Source organism: Flavobacterium sp. RNTU_13, from assembly GCF_046614455.1.
Lineage (GTDB): Bacteria > Bacteroidota > Bacteroidia > Flavobacteriales > Flavobacteriaceae > Flavobacterium.
The window spans coordinates 111,465-125,200 of record NZ_JBKJHB010000001.1 but is presented as its reverse complement, the minus strand read 5'-3'; the positions used below and the strand labels follow the sequence as shown (position 1 = coordinate 125,200).

Annotated in this window: 14 protein-coding genes and 2 tRNA genes; 7 read left to right on the top strand and 9 right to left on the bottom strand. The window is 42.1% G+C overall.

Features of this window, described 5'->3' with window-relative positions:
• Window positions 1–3: 3 nt before the first annotated feature.
• Genes ACLI08_RS00560 through ACLI08_RS00550 form a run of 3 tightly spaced genes read left to right on the top strand, consistent with a single transcriptional unit; the run spans window position 4 to window position 1,469 of the window.
• Window positions 4–624 carry an SCO family protein gene (locus ACLI08_RS00560; RefSeq protein WP_411426506.1) on the top strand — a complete coding sequence of 207 codons (621 nt, stop codon included), beginning with the start codon at window positions 4–6 and terminating at the stop codon, window positions 622–624.
• Window positions 625–639: 15 nt separating this feature from the next.
• Window positions 640–1,227: a DUF420 domain-containing protein gene (locus ACLI08_RS00555; protein ID WP_411426505.1), complete on the top strand. Its 588-nt coding sequence runs from the start codon at window positions 640–642 to the stop codon at window positions 1,225–1,227.
• Window positions 1,227–1,469: a hypothetical protein gene (locus tag ACLI08_RS00550; protein ID WP_411426504.1), complete on the top strand. Its 243-nt coding sequence runs from the start codon at window positions 1,227–1,229 to the stop codon at window positions 1,467–1,469. Before ACLI08_RS00555 ends, ACLI08_RS00550 begins: the two co-directional genes overlap by 1 nt.
• A gap of 36 nt (window positions 1,470–1,505) precedes the next feature.
• Here ACLI08_RS00550 and ACLI08_RS00545 read toward each other — a convergent pair whose 3' ends face one another.
• The gene (locus ACLI08_RS00545; protein WP_411426503.1) at window positions 1,506–2,897 is read right to left on the bottom strand and encodes a DUF4403 family protein; all 1,392 of its coding nucleotides are present in this window, start codon (window positions 2,895–2,897) and stop codon (window positions 1,506–1,508) included.
• Between the two features lie 137 nt (window positions 2,898–3,034).
• Between ACLI08_RS00545 and ACLI08_RS00540 the strand changes: the two genes are divergently transcribed.
• Genes ACLI08_RS00540 through tsaB form a run of 3 tightly spaced genes read left to right on the top strand, consistent with a single transcriptional unit; the run spans window position 3,035 to window position 6,481 of the window.
• A complete protein-coding gene (locus ACLI08_RS00540) occupies window positions 3,035–4,483 on the top strand; it encodes a TolC family protein (protein ID WP_411426502.1) in 1,449 nt (482 codons plus the stop codon).
• Window positions 4,484–4,492: 9 nt separating this feature from the next.
• Window positions 4,493–5,797, top strand: a complete 1,305-nt coding sequence (locus ACLI08_RS00535; RefSeq protein WP_411426501.1) for an efflux RND transporter periplasmic adaptor subunit — start codon at window positions 4,493–4,495, stop codon at window positions 5,795–5,797.
• A gap of 12 nt (window positions 5,798–5,809) precedes the next feature.
• Window positions 5,810–6,481: a tRNA (adenosine(37)-N6)-threonylcarbamoyltransferase complex dimerization subunit type 1 TsaB gene (gene tsaB, locus ACLI08_RS00530; protein WP_411426500.1), complete on the top strand. Its 672-nt coding sequence runs from the start codon at window positions 5,810–5,812 to the stop codon at window positions 6,479–6,481.
• Here the strand turns inward: tsaB and ACLI08_RS00525 are convergent.
• The 4 genes from ACLI08_RS00525 to ACLI08_RS00510 form a co-directional block, all read right to left on the bottom strand.
• On the bottom strand, window positions 6,468–7,148 hold the full coding sequence (locus ACLI08_RS00525) for a hypothetical protein (RefSeq protein ID WP_411426499.1): 681 nt from the start codon (window positions 7,146–7,148) through the stop codon (window positions 6,468–6,470). The two genes, tsaB and ACLI08_RS00525, sit on opposite strands and share 14 nt — an antisense overlap.
• Window positions 7,149–7,263: 115 nt before the next feature.
• Window positions 7,264–8,145, bottom strand: a complete 882-nt coding sequence (locus tag ACLI08_RS00520; protein ID WP_411426498.1) for a mechanosensitive ion channel family protein — start codon at window positions 8,143–8,145, stop codon at window positions 7,264–7,266.
• A gap of 2 nt (window positions 8,146–8,147) precedes the next feature.
• Window positions 8,148–10,169 (bottom strand): thioredoxin domain-containing protein, encoded by a 2,022-nt coding sequence (locus tag ACLI08_RS00515; protein WP_411426497.1) that lies wholly within the window; start codon window positions 10,167–10,169, stop codon window positions 8,148–8,150.
• A 12-nt stretch (window positions 10,170–10,181) separates the two neighbouring features.
• Entirely contained in the window at window positions 10,182–10,787 is a 606-nt protein-coding gene (locus ACLI08_RS00510) for an HPP family protein (RefSeq protein WP_411426496.1), read from the bottom strand.
• A gap of 233 nt (window positions 10,788–11,020) precedes the next feature.
• On the opposite strand from ACLI08_RS00510, the gene ACLI08_RS00505 reads away from it, so the two are divergent.
• Entirely contained in the window at window positions 11,021–12,121 is a 1,101-nt protein-coding gene (locus tag ACLI08_RS00505) for a fatty acid desaturase family protein (RefSeq protein WP_411426495.1), read from the top strand.
• A gap of 109 nt (window positions 12,122–12,230) precedes the next feature.
• On the opposite strand, the gene ACLI08_RS00500 is transcribed toward ACLI08_RS00505, so the two are convergent.
• From ACLI08_RS00500 to ACLI08_RS00485, 4 genes are all read right to left on the bottom strand, one after another.
• Window positions 12,231–12,659: a CBS domain-containing protein gene (locus tag ACLI08_RS00500; protein ID WP_411426494.1), complete on the bottom strand. Its 429-nt coding sequence runs from the start codon at window positions 12,657–12,659 to the stop codon at window positions 12,231–12,233.
• Between the two features lie 174 nt (window positions 12,660–12,833).
• On the bottom strand, window positions 12,834–13,280 hold the full coding sequence (locus ACLI08_RS00495; RefSeq protein ID WP_411426493.1) for a KTSC domain-containing protein: 447 nt from the start codon (window positions 13,278–13,280) through the stop codon (window positions 12,834–12,836).
• Between the two features lie 224 nt (window positions 13,281–13,504).
• A tRNA-Phe gene (locus ACLI08_RS00490) sits at window positions 13,505–13,577 on the bottom strand.
• A gap of 70 nt (window positions 13,578–13,647) precedes the next feature.
• Window positions 13,648–13,720: transfer RNA gene (locus ACLI08_RS00485), tRNA-Phe, on the bottom strand.
• Window positions 13,721–13,736: the final 16 nt, after the last annotated feature.

The window sequence follows — 13,736 nt, the reverse complement described above, 5'->3', positions numbered from 1 at the left end:
TTTATGAAGAATAAATCATACATAGGTATCTCGTTCATTGTGCTGATTTTCGGTATATGGGCGGTGCCAAAAATAGTAGACCGTTTTAAGAAGTCAGATCTGGTTGATATTGGTAAGGTGCCTGCTTTTGAGCTTACAGATCAGGATAATAAAAAAATATCTGACGATGATTATAAAGGCAAGGTGTATGTGGTAGAGTTCTTTTTTAGCACGTGCCCTACCATTTGTCCTAAAATGAACCAAAATATGCTCCAGCTTCAGGAGGCGTTTTATGGTCGCCCTGATTTTGGTATTGCATCTATAACCATAGATCCAGCGCACGATACTCCGGCTGTTCTAAAAGCACATGGCAAACTGCTGGGGGCTAAGCATTATAACTGGCATTTTTTAACCGGCGATCGCGATTATATTTACAATCTGGCCAAGCAGTTTAAATTGTATGCCGGCACTAACCCTAATGTACCGGGAGGGTTTGAACATTCAGGCTTATTTGCGCTGGTAGACCAGGATGGTAACATCCGCTGCAGGAAAGACCAGTTTGGCAATCCGATTATGTATTACGATGGTTTAGAGCAAAGCGGTATAGACGCGCTTAAAGAGGATATTAAAAAGCTTTTAGAATAATAATTATAGTAACCAATGGAACAATATTTAGAATCTGAAAAGAAATATAGTAAGTGGATTATAGCCGTTTCTGTTATTATCCCTATTGCGGTTGCAGCACTATTTGGTATTAACCTGCCGAAAATGGGTTATAATGTTCAGCCGTTATCATTCTTACCACCCATATATGCCGGCATTAACGGCCTTACGGCTGTGGTGTTGTTTATTGCGGTGGCCGCTGTAAAGCGCGGAAACAGGTCGCTTCACGAAAGGCTTGTTAAGGTGGCAATAGCACTGTCACTAAGTTTTTTGGTAATGTATGTTGCGTATCACATGACCAGTATTACTACCGTTTTTGGAGATACTGACCATAATGGCAATTTAGAAGATGCCGAAAAGCTTGCGCTGGGTAGTATACGCTATGTGTATTACTTTATTCTGTTCACTCATATAACACTTTCGGTGGTTATTATACCTTTTGTACTCTTTACATTTGTAAGGGGTATTTCAGGAAGCTATGAGCGCCACAAGAAGCTGGCACGCGTTACTTACCCTATGTGGATGTACGTGGCCATAACCGGCGTAATTGTTTACTTTATGATATCTCCTTATTACCATAACTAATGTTTAAACATACTATACGTACGTATTTTTATACGCTACTTTTAATACTTACCGGTTCGTTAGCACATGCGCAGTGTGCCATGTGCCGTGCAGCACTTGAAAACAACGAACAGGGCGTACAACCCGAAGCTGTTAACGATGGTATTGTGTACCTTATGGTGTTTCCGTACCTGTTAGTAGGGCTGGTTGGTTTTATTGTTTACCGTATGCGTACCAAAGCAAAAAAAGAAGCGCAGTTATAAACTGCGCTTCTTTTTTATAGCTGTTTTTACAGGCTGTTATTTTAACCCGTCTACTTTTAGGTTTACTTTTCCGGTACCTTTTATAAAGGCAACCATGCCGCTGTTAGTGATTTCTATTTTGTCGAAATCGAAGTTCTCTATGTTTCCGTTTACAAAAACCCCCGCCACAGGCGAATAGTTGTTTAAGTATGGCGCAATAGCTTTTTTGCCTTGCTCCAGGTTTTCTTTTATAGAATAGCGACAGTTTTCTTCAATTTTTTTCAGGATTATACCACTTGCAAGCCAGTTAGCGGTTTTCATAAGCGCGCTCTTGGTATCCAGGATGTAGTCCATTTTATCGAAGTAAATTTCTTTTGTAACCGCGTTATAATTTGGAATACCACTCAGGTAAATCGTGCCGTCTATGCTGCCGGTAAGGTTTAGTGCTACAATAAGTTTGTTGTCTTTACTCCACAGGTCTACCTTTTGCACTGTTACTTTTCGCTTACCATCGCCAAACTCCTGCCCCTGGAAGTTTTTGCTTATCATTTGGCTTGCTGTTTGAAATGTAGATATAGCAGCTACAGATATAGAAACCTTATCCGGTATATTCTGGTCATTTTTAAGTACCACTTTGTTTTTGTCAAAGCTTTGTTTTGGTTGCTGGCCCACGGTAGTTTCCATGCTGCACTTTAGCCCCATGTTCATTACAATCTGCTTGTTTTTTATACGGGCATCGCTGGCGTACAATTCTTCCGGGGTTAATTTAAACCATGTGTTGTAATCCTTGTTTGTAAGCATGGGTTTAGAAACGCTTTCAAGGGCGCTCAATACTTGCGGCTTAAAGTTTACAGCGTCGCTAATTGCTTTATCAAGCTCATTTTCTATACGGCTTTTAAACAGCTTAAGCGCAGGGTTAACCAGGTAGGTTACCGGTACTTTTTTTCCGGCAATGGTAACAGATGGGCTTTCAACCCAGTCTATAGAAGCTATCTTGGTTTCGGTTTTCAGTTTCCAGTTGCTCATGGCAACATCGCTGTCAAAAGTAATGTTGGCATTAATGTCAAAGTCGCGGGTATCGTACATGTCTATACCCATTGCCGTGGTTCCGTAGCGCACCTTACCGCTTATTTTTAGGGGTACCACACTTACAAGGTGCCCATTTTTGTCGGTAAATTTAATTGGGGCGGTTTTCCAAACTTTTAGAGCTACGTTGTCTGCGGTAATGTCGTTATCTTCGTATACAAGGCCGTTAAATAATTTATTGGTCTGGCCTTCAATATCGGCAAGTGTAACACTTACCGGCAGGCTTATAAACGACGATGTTTTGTTATAAACAACTTCGGTAGAATTGCCCGGTTCGGGTTTCAGGGCCTCAATACGTTTTGCAGTACCGCAACCCGTTAATAAAAGGCTGGTGCCTAAAAGGCTAATTAATAAGGTTTTCATAGATGTGATAGTACAAATTTGCGGCAAATTTATAATTTAATTTGTAACAAAATACCCATAGTTAAGTCTAATTGCTAAGCAGGGTATACCCGGGTGTACACTGCCTACTAACACTGACATTGCAGGGGTTACCAATTATGAAAAACACAAAAAGAATTATCTTAAGCGTAGGGCTTGCTTTTTGCATGCTGCCCGCCTTGGCGCAGCAAAAAAAATGGAGCCTTAAGGAGTGCGTGGATTATGCACTTAAAAATAACATTTCCATAAAGCTCTCCGGTCTCGATGTGGCTACGGCAGAGGTGGCTAAGAGCGATGCATTTGGAGGCTTCCTGCCTACTATAAACGCGCAGGGGTCGCACTCATGGAATATTGGTCTTAACCAAAATATAACCACCGGTTTACTTGAAAACCAAACCGTGCAGTTTACCTCACTTGGGGGTAATGTGGGTATAGATATTTACAGTGGACTGCAACGCCAGCATCGTTTTAGCCGCGCAAGGCTTGCTGCTGTAGCCGCACAGTATCAGCTTACAAAAATGCAGGAGGATATAGCGCTTAACGTGGCGAATTCTTATCTGCAGATTTTATTTAATAAAGAAAACCTGAAAGTACAGGAGCAACAACTGGCGTATGACAACCAGCGGATGGATCGTATTTCGCAATTGGTAGAGGCGGGTTCAGTTCCTAAAGGCGACCTGCTGGATATTAAGGCTACTGTAGCCACTGATACGCAAAATAAAATTGCCGCCGAAAACACCTTGCTTATTTCTAAACTTACCCTGGCGCAGTTAATGCAGCTGGAAAATTTCCAGGATTTTGATACAGAAGATCGTGATTATCCTACAGATAATACCGGCGTACTATTTAAAACTGCTTTAGAGATTTACAGCAAAGCGCGCGAGCAGCGTACCGAGATAAAAATTGCAAAGCAAAATGTATCTGTAGCCGAAAAAGACGTGAAGATAGCCAAGGGAGCTTATCAGCCTACCTTGCAGGGTTTCTACAGTTTCAATACCCGTGCCGCTTATTCAGACAGGGTGGTGGGGTATCAGCAGAGTACCGTAGTGCCAAATACCACAGTAGGTTTTGTAGAGGGTACTAACCAGCTGGTGCTGGCGCCAAACTACGTGCCTTTGCTGAGTAAGCATGCACCTATATGGGATCAGTTTGATGCTAATAAAGGTCATTCATTCGGGGTGTCGTTAAGCGTGCCCATACTTAATGGTTTTTCTACGCGCAACAGCGTAGAGCGCGCAAAAATTGCACTGGAGCGTAGCCGTATTACGTTGCAGCAGCAAGAGCTTACACTAGAGCAAAACGTTTACAAAGCCTATACTGATGCTCAGGGCGCTTTAAATACGTACGAAGCAGCAAAAGCTACCGTTACTGCGCGCGAACAGGCCAAAGAATACGCCCGCGAGCGTTATGAAGTGGGTTTAATCAACGTATTTGATTATAACCAGGCTCAAACCCAGTTTGTAAACGCACAAAGCGAACTACTACGTACCAAGTACGATTTCATATTTAAAGTAAAAATCCTAGAATTTTATTTCGGAGTACCGATTAGCCAAATTTCAGATAAATAAACAGAACTCATGTCAAAAAAGTCTATTTACATAATTGTAATTGTGGTTGTTGTAGCCATAGTAGCGGTTTTAGCATTAAAGAAAACAGGTAAAATAGGGAATAAGGAAGAGGGTAAAGAAGTTACCTTTACTACTGTAAAGCCTACTACCATTACCGAAACCGTATCGGCTACCGGTAAAATACAACCCGAAGTAGAGGTTAAAATATCGTCTGAGGTATCGGGCGAAATCATAGAGCTTCCTATAAAGGAAGGCCAGGCCATTAAAAAAGGCCAGTTGCTGGTGCGTATAAACCCAGACTTATACGAGTCAGGAGTAAGCCGTACCTCGGCATCTATGGCTACTGCAAAGGCGGGTCTTAACCAGGCCGAAGCACAGCTTAAGGAGGCTAAGGCAAACTACAATAGAAACAAAACATTATTTGATAAAGGAGTAATTTCTAAATCAGAATGGGATAAAATTGTTTCGGCTTACGAAGTAGCTCAGGCGGCTAAACAATCGTCTTACTACCAGGTTCAGAGTGCCGGTGCCAGCGTTACCGAGGCTAAGGACAACCTTAACCGTACCACCATTTACTCTCCGGTAGACGGAACAATTTCTAAACTTGATACCGAGCTTGGCGAAAGGGTAGTAGGTACACAGCAAATGACGGGTACCGAAATTCTTCGTGTGGCTAACCTTAACAACATGGAGGTAGAGGTAGATGTTAATGAAAACGACATTGTAAAGGTGCAGATAGGTAACGAGGCAGAAATAGAGGTAGATGCCTACCAAAAGCGTAAATTTAAAGGTACGGTAACCAGTATATCTAACTCAGCCGCTGCAACAACGGCAGACCAGGTTACTAACTTTAAGGTAAAGGTGCGTATTCTTAAAGAATCGTATGAAGATATGCTACAGGGTAAGCCGGCTAATTTTTCGCCCTTCCGCCCGGGTATGACGGCTACGGTTGATATTATCACAACAAGGAAAAATGATATCATAGCTGTACCTATTAGTGCTGTAGTGGTAAAAACAGATACTACAGCTACCAAAAAAGATGTGGTAAAAGAGCTGGAGGATAAAGAGAAAGAAAAAGAAGGCGGTAAAAAGAAAGAAAGATTTGAGTGTGTATTTGTAAAGAACGGCGATAAAGCCGAACTTCGCGTAATAAAAACGGGCATACAAGACGATACTAATATAGAGGTGTTGTCTGGTCTTAAATCCGGCGATGTAGTAATTACAGGGCCTTATAATACCGTTACAAACGATCTTACCAGCGGCGATAAAGTCAAAAAGGCGACAGCACCCGCAGATAAGCCGAAAGATAAATAACTAATACCAAGTATGGTTGCCATTTTAAACATAGAAACCGCCACCAAAAACTGTTCCGTATCGGTAGCGATAAACGGAGAAACAAAAGCGCTTAAAGAATATGCGGGCGAAGGGTATGCCCACGCAGAAAAGTTGCACGTTTTTATACAGGAAGCTGTAAGGGAGGCGGGTCTTGCTTTGTCTGACCTTTCTGCGGTGGCAGTAAGTATGGGGCCAGGATCATACACAGGGTTGCGTATTGGGGTTTCGGCAGCTAAAGGGCTTTGCTATGCGCTGGGTATTCCGCTTATAGCCATAGATACGCTGGAGCTTATAGCGCGGTCTGTAACCGTGGATAGCGGTGTAATAATACCCTTGATAGATGCCCGCAGAATGGAAGCCTATACTGCTGTTTTTGATAACCAATACAACCGTTTACGCATTACAAAGGCAGAGGTAATAACAGAAGATTCATTTAGTGACATAGACGGTACTATTCATATCGCGGGAGACGGTGCGGCCAAATGTGTAGGTGTTTTGCCTGAAGGTAAAATAGTACACCACAGTGAGGTGCTGTATCCATCGGCGGCTTATATGAGTGCTTTGTCTTATGATAAATACAAAATAAGCGACACCGTAGATGTCGCTTATTTTGAACCTTTTTACCTAAAGGATTTTATAGCCGGTAAGCCTACAGCTGGGTAGATAAAAATGTACCCAGTTTTTTAAGGTCTTCCGGTTTTTCCAGGTCAATATCGTTCTTGCTGATGAATTCTTTTACCTCTTTGCTTTTTTGAGGTACAAGTTTGGCCAGGGCGCTTTTACTTGAAAAATAAACAATGTCTCCGCCGTTTATTTGTATGTAAAACTCATCTGAAGCCCTTTTGTATTCCGAAGGCTTGTTAAGCGAATACCCGTTTTCTGATTTACTGCCTTCCTGCAGATAAACCCTTTCACGTTTAAATATTTTTACTTTTGGCTCAGCACTTATTACGTTTAAATACCCTGTAATCTCATCGCGGTTTTTGTGGTAAGTTACATACTGGTACTCTTCGCCCGTAGAAACAAACGTTACACTAACCCCTTCTTTTTTTGGTAATGACCTTGTAGTGCCTTCCTGTGGGTAGTCGATTTCAAAATAATCTGAATACGCGTTATAACGCAGTAGCAGCGTACTCGGATCTGTACTTATTTTACCCGGCAAAAAGCTCTCGCTGGTATACATGCTACCGGCTACTGATGCCGGTTTGCTGTTAATGTTTAGCACCTGCCTGCCACCTGCGGTAAACGGTGATGTATTTACAGACTGGGCAAATGCTGCTGCAGAAGCGCAAAGCACTGCGGCGGTAAAAGTTAGTTTTAAATTTTTCATTATTTGTGGTAAACTGATGTGATAGTTAATAGTTTATTGGCAAAAGTATTCTAATTATAGTGCGATAAGAAAAAATTAACACAATAATTGCCTCTAAAACGTTTTTTTATAAAATTTATTTTGTCTCAGGATTTTTATTAGTATAAGTAATGCTCACATCCTGATGGCTTGTAGGTAATTCTACACCGTTTTGCTCAAAGGCATCTTTTATGTTCTCATGAAAGTCAGATACCATAGCGCCGTATTTTGCACGTTCGGCCCATATATATATCCCTACCTGGATGGCACTATCGGTAAGCGCTTTTATCTCTACCGCGGGCTTGGGCTGCTGTAATACCTTCTCATCTGCCTTGATAGCTTTAAAGATTACATTTTTTACATGCGAAAGGTCGTTACTGTAAGCTATGTTCAGCAATATTTCGGCACGGCGTAGCGGCTCCTGCGAAAAGTTCTTAATAGTATTGTTGCTCAGTGTGCCGTTTGGCAGGTATACCACCTGGTTGTTTGATGTTATAAGCCTGGTACTAAAAATTTGTATGCTGCTTACAGTGCCACCCTGTCCTTGTGCCTCTATGTAGTCGCCTACCCTAAACGGTTTAAATAATATTATAAGCAACCCACCCGCAAAGTTAGAAAGTGAGCCTTGTAAAGACAAACCTATAGCTACCGCACCGGCTCCTATAATGGCTGCAAACGAAGTGGTGCCTACACCCAGCTTATCTATTATGGTTACAAAAAGGAGTATCCGTAACGCCCATGTGCTTACATCCAGTATAAATTTCAGCAGGGTAGGGTCGTGGTCTGGCCTTGCGGTAATAATACGGGTTATAAATTTCCTGATAAACTTTATGGCTATAAGCCCGGCTATTAGAATACCTATGGCCAGTAATATGCTGGGTATAAACCCCACAATTTTATCGCCAAGGATTTCTACATAGTGGTCTATCTTTTCCTTGCTAAATACCGATGTAGGATTAGTAGTTACGGTTTGCGGCATAATTATTTTATTGTAATGGCATTAATAGTTTCATCTGCTTTTGTAAACGGCAGTCCGCAGGTTTTGTTTTGGCAAACATAAAATAGATTCTGCGTATTATCAAAACGATTTTTTAGTAAAGGCAGTCCCGACGGTTTCTCTGTTGCGGCAATCAAAACATGTGGTGCATACAGCCGGTTTATTTCTTGCACGTTTTCATGGGCGTCTGGGCCGCAAATGGCAAGTTCTTTGTTATCTGCCGAAAGGCTTAGCCACAGGTTCAGCCAGTTGCTAAACGCAGACGGATAATCTATGCCGGGAAGTACGTTATAAAGCATTTGCAATGCTACTTTCTCGTAATAGGCATTATCATAATACAAACTCAGGGTGTATAGTACATTTGCCATAACCGAGTTTGCTGCAGGTATTACATTATCCTCCGTTTCGTAGTGTGCAGCGATCAGCGTCTCCTGTCCACGAGGATTAAACAGGAACAGCTGCCTGTTTTCGTCAAAGAAATGTTCTAAGGCATAGTTTACCAGTTGGCATGCCTGGTTAAGCCATTGCTCATCAAACGTACATTGGTATAGACTTATAAGCGAATTTGCCGTATGGGCGTAGTCTTCCAGGAAGGCATGTATGCGGGCTTCACCATTTTTATAGGTGCGCCAAAGATGCCCGTTTTCATGCCAAAGCCTGCTGGTTATAAACGATGCATTTTTTATGGCTGCGTCTACATACACTTTTTCACCTGTGGCTTTATACGCATCTGCATAGCCTTTCAGCATCAATGCGTTCCAGGATGTAAGCACCTTGTCGTCAAGCCCGGGTTTGTGGCGCTTTTCGCGCTCCTTGTATAAAAGCTGTTCCCATTGTTCTTTCTTTCGGCGTAATACGTCTTCGGTTATATCTAAAGTAACGGAAAGTGCTTCTAACGGTTCGGTTTGTATTAATACATATTGGTTCTTCTCCCAAAAGCCAAACTCATTAATATTAAATACCTTTTCAAACAACGGGAAATCATCCCCCAATATGGATTTTAACTCCTCTTTTTCCCAGGTATAAAACGCACCTTCCTCTTTGTGCCCGATACTGTTAAGGCTATCGGCGTCCCAGGCGCTATAAAAAGCGCCCTCGGGGGTAGTAAGTTCTGTTTTTATAAAGAAATGTGTTTTATCAATCACTTCCTTGTATAGCGGATTTTTGGTGCGTTTATAGGCTTCGGCATATAAGCTCATCAGCTGGCCGTTATCGTACAGCATTTTTTCAAAATGCGGCACGTGCCAGTGCATGTCTACAGAGTAGCGCGAAAAGCCTCCGCCTAAAGTATCAAACAAACCTCCCCAAGCCATGCGGGTAAGGGTAAGGTCTACAAAATCTAACAAGTCTTTGCTTTGGGTTTGATATCCGTAGCGTTGCAGGAACAGGTAGTTGTTTGGCATCATAAACTTGGGAGCACGGGCGTAGCCACCATAATCCCAGTCAAAACTCCGCGACCATTTTTCTACCAACGGTTTTATGTGCAACGGATCTTTTATCCCCTCCTCTTCATTAGGCGGAAGCAGCGATAACTGTTTTATGCCTTCTAGAAGCCGTGTGGCATAATCTTCCATTTTTTCGGGTTCATCACGGTACATTTGCTGGAGTTGGTCCAGTGTTTCCATCCACTGCTGTTTCCTAAAATAAGTACCGCCCCATACCGGCCTGCCATCGGGCAGCAATACTACGTTCATGGGCCAGCCGCCCTGCCCCGTCATAATCTGTACAGCCTTCATATAGGTAGCATCTACATCGGGGCGTTCCTCGCGGTCTACCTTAACAGAAACGTAATGCGCGTTCATTAGTGCCGCTACCTCATGGTCTTCAAAACTTTCATGCTCCATAACGTGGCACCAGTGGCATGCCGAGTATCCTACACTCAGTACTATGAGTTTGTTTTCTGTAACAGCCTGTTGCAGCGTTTCGGGCTTCCATGCCTTCCAGTATATGGGGTTTTCTGCGTGCTGTAGCAGGTAGGGGCTGGTTTCATATTTTAGTTCGTTCATGGCAAAATATGTTTATCGGTTGGTTTGCTTAATACGTTTTATAATATGTGCATAGCGTTTCCGTGCCGCAGCAGAAGGGTATTTTCTCATTGGTGTAAGGTTGTTAAATATCAATGCTACCACAAGCAGGATAAGGCAGCCCGAAAGCACCGGTGAAAGTACATACATGTACCCAAGGCTACGTATTTGGGGCGAGGCCGTAGCGGCAATTAACGCCGTGGCACCACCCGGCGGATGCAGGGTTTTAGTTATTTGCATGGCTATAATGGAAAGTGAAACGGCTAATGGTGCAGCAACCCATAGTAGGTCGGGCAGTAGTTTTTGGACAGAAACACCTATTACGGCAGAAACCAGGTGCCCGCCAATAAGGTTGCGAGGTTGTGCCAGCGGGCTTTCTATAACGCCATACACCAGTACACAGGAAGCCCCAAAGGAACCGATTAAAAATACGAGATCGTTTTGGTTAAGGTTACTACCGTATTGCAGGTAGGCTATGATGCCAAGCCCTACGAAGGAGCCAACAAATGCCCAGAAATGTTCGCGGGCATCTACAAGGGTTTCCCGGTATAGGATATAGCGTGTAGTGCGGTACGTTCGTTTTATGAGTTTACGAGGCATGGTGTATGCTTATGTTACTTAACATGGTACGAAATTTCATTCCCGCAAAGGTAACATACAAAATAACCTTACCCTATTAATGGTCGTGTAAAACCAATTTCTAAGACCAACAATTAACATCTTATTAATAAATATAAAAGTTTAGGGTATTTCGTGTTAAAACAAACCTAAACTGATATTTGTACACTGCAATTTTGGTTAATTTTGTAGTGCATCAATCACATTATCACCACATGGAAAAACGTAAACGACCCACTTTTCAAAGGCCGGGTGCAGATGATTTTTTCAAAAGACTGCATCGCGAGGTTGAAGAAACTGTTCTAAAAAACGAAAGCCTGTATCGTAAAAATGTTGCCAAATCTTTAGGGCTTCTCGTGGCTTATTTTACTTTTTATTTTTGCATCCTGCTTTTTGGTAACAACACACCGCTGCTATTCCTGTTTTATATTTTGTGTGGTTTTACCATGATAGTACTTTTTATAAATGCATTTCATGATGCCGCGCACGGAGCACTTTTTAAATCGCCAAAAAACAACGACCGTTTTACATGGGTGCTCGAAGTTTTTGGTAGTAACCGCTGGCTTTGGATTACCCGCCATATACGCCTGCACCATCCATACAGTAATATACCGGACTGGGATATAGACATTAAGCAAAGCGACCTGGTGCGGATATTCCCTACGAGCCCATTGCTGAATTTTCATAAGTATCAGCACATATATATGTGGTTCCTGTATCCGTTGTATAGCTTAAACTGGTTGTTTGTAAGAGATTTTAAAGATTTCTTTGGCACCAGGGATAATTATGTAAAACGTATTGCTGATATACCGCGAGTGGAATATTATCGCTTATTTATCACTAAGGTGGTTAATATATTGTATATGGTGGTTTTACCCGCCCAGGTACTGCATCAGCCGTGGTACATGATATTTTTTGCATGGATTGCCATGCACCTTTGCGGTAGTATGCTGGGAGTAGTAGCTTTAGTTAGCACACATGTAGATGAGGAAGCGGTATTTCCTGAAGCACCGCAAGACGGTAAAATGCCTACCACTTGGGCGGTACATCAGCTTACGGTAACAAAAGACTTTAGTACGGATAGCGTTGTTGCTAATTTTTTATACGGAGGGTTTACCCATCATGTAGCGCACCATTTATTTCCTGGGGTGGGGCACACATACTATCCATACATTACACCGATTATAAAACGATATGCCCGTGAAAATGGACTTCCTTACACGTCTTACCCGTTTTATGCTGCTATACGTTCGCATTTTGTGCTGTTAAAAAACAGCGGTGCACGGGAGAGTATTTTCCTGTCCGGTGAAATATAATTCTATTGTTTTTCGGAAAATTACAGAATCAAAAATCCTCCGGGGCCTGGGCTTGTCGGAGGATTTTTTCTGGTTGAATAAATAGTGCGTATTAATTTGGGTTAATATTCTAATAGAATTGCAGTAACAGGTAGTTAATAAGGTCTGTGGTGGTAACAATGCCTACCAGTTCATCATTTTCCGTTACCGGCAGTGCGTGGAAGTTCTCCCTCGCCAATATCTCAGCTACTTCCCTTATAGTTGTTTTTACATCCACCGTCATAGGTGTGCGGGTCATTACCTGCGGAATGGTAAACATATTGTATACCACCGCTTCCACGCCGCTTTCGTCGTTGTCTTCCATGGCTACATCGGCGTAGCTTATGCGGAGCAGGTCGGTAAGGCTAAGCATGCCGATTATTTTTTTGCCGTCTACTACTGGAATGTGGCGTATGTTGTGCTTTTTAAACAGTTTCTCTGCTTCTTCAAGTGAATCTTTCTTATTTAGTACTACAGGTTTTGGAGTCATTATCTGCATTACCGATACTCTGTGTTTCATAATGTTTGTTTTAATTTCTATAGTAAAGTTCTGCAGAAATCACAGTAAAAAACATGACCGAAAACATAGATTGAACTGTTTTTTATTTGTATATTATAGTTGGCGTTTAGGAGTTTAGTGTAAAAAACAAAGAGCCCGCTGTATGGCGGGCTCTTTGTTTATAGAGGCTAAGTTTTAGCTTTCAGATACAATTTTGCTGGCACTGCGGTACAGAAACGCACCGTGTATATTACGTCGTGCAAAACGCGCCGGAGAATCCGCATTAATCATTTTTATAAAAGTAGCCTTAGGTACCCCAAAGTATTCGTAGTTAGTGCCATCGGCAAAGTTAATGTATAGCACACTGTTGTCGTAGTAAAATTCCTGTATGGCCTGCGTGGTTGTAGTGGCTATGTATTCGGCTTTTGTTTTTTCAAGTGTTTCAGGGGCTATACTTACTAAAAAGTGGTATGCTTCTATAATAGCGGTACTCCTTTCTTCGGCAGCCTGCCTTTCCGCATCGTCAGTAATGGTATCCGGGTGATGGTCCTTCATGCTGTTGCGGTATATGGTTTTCAGCTCTTTAAGGGTAGCTGTTTTAGTAACGTTAAGCAGCTTGCGGTACTCAACAATCTTTTTCATGTTCATAGTGCGTGTATTTTATTCGGGATACTTTAAAACGGCTGCAAAGGTAGTGGTAATTGTTTAAAAATAAAGCAGTTTTGTATAAACTTAAATTTAAGTATGCTTTACTGTTTAAATGCCTGCCGTTGTGGTTGCGTAATGCATGAATTAATTCACAGCCATATCTATCGCCTTTATGGCAATAAAAAAAAGCCTTTTACATTTTGTAAAAGGCTTTTTTGTGGTACCTCCAGGAATCGAACCAGGGACACATGGATTTTCAGTCCATTGCTCTACCAACTGAGCTAAGGTACCAGTATGTAATTTTGCAATTCGGGTATTTTTAAAATAAAACCCCTGAATGTGGCATCAGGGGTTTATTTTGTGGTACCTCCAGGAATCGAACCAGGGACACATGGATTTTCAGTCCATTGCTCTACCAACTGAGCTAAGGTACCGTCCTTATTGCGGCTG

Excerpts from the sequence above, each read along its gene's own strand:
- ACLI08_RS00545 (WP_411426503.1), bottom strand. The coding sequence starts at position 2,897 with ATGAAAACCTTATTAATTAGCCTTTTAGGCACCAGCCTTTTATTAACG.
- ACLI08_RS00535 (WP_411426501.1), top strand. The coding sequence starts at position 4,493 with ATGTCAAAAAAGTCTATTTACATAATTGTAATTGTGGTTGTTGTAGCC.
- ACLI08_RS00525 (WP_411426499.1), bottom strand. The coding sequence starts at position 7,148 with ATGAAAAATTTAAAACTAACTTTTACCGCCGCAGTGCTTTGCGCTTCT.
- ACLI08_RS00515 (WP_411426497.1), bottom strand. The coding sequence starts at position 10,169 with ATGAACGAACTAAAATATGAAACCAGCCCCTACCTGCTACAGCACGCA.
- ACLI08_RS00550 (WP_411426504.1), top strand. The coding sequence starts at position 1,227 with ATGTTTAAACATACTATACGTACGTATTTTTATACGCTACTTTTAATA.
- ACLI08_RS00505 (WP_411426495.1), top strand. The coding sequence starts at position 11,021 with ATGGAAAAACGTAAACGACCCACTTTTCAAAGGCCGGGTGCAGATGAT.
- ACLI08_RS00520 (WP_411426498.1), bottom strand. The coding sequence starts at position 8,145 with ATGCCGCAAACCGTAACTACTAATCCTACATCGGTATTTAGCAAGGAA.
- ACLI08_RS00495 (WP_411426493.1), bottom strand. The coding sequence starts at position 13,280 with ATGAAAAAGATTGTTGAGTACCGCAAGCTGCTTAACGTTACTAAAACA.
- ACLI08_RS00500 (WP_411426494.1), bottom strand. The coding sequence starts at position 12,659 with ATGAAACACAGAGTATCGGTAATGCAGATAATGACTCCAAAACCTGTA.
- ACLI08_RS00540 (WP_411426502.1), top strand. The coding sequence starts at position 3,035 with ATGAAAAACACAAAAAGAATTATCTTAAGCGTAGGGCTTGCTTTTTGC.
- tsaB (WP_411426500.1), top strand. The coding sequence starts at position 5,810 with ATGGTTGCCATTTTAAACATAGAAACCGCCACCAAAAACTGTTCCGTA.
- ACLI08_RS00560 (WP_411426506.1), top strand. The coding sequence starts at position 4 with ATGAAGAATAAATCATACATAGGTATCTCGTTCATTGTGCTGATTTTC.
- ACLI08_RS00510 (WP_411426496.1), bottom strand. The coding sequence starts at position 10,787 with ATGCCTCGTAAACTCATAAAACGAACGTACCGCACTACACGCTATATC.
- ACLI08_RS00555 (WP_411426505.1), top strand. The coding sequence starts at position 640 with ATGGAACAATATTTAGAATCTGAAAAGAAATATAGTAAGTGGATTATA.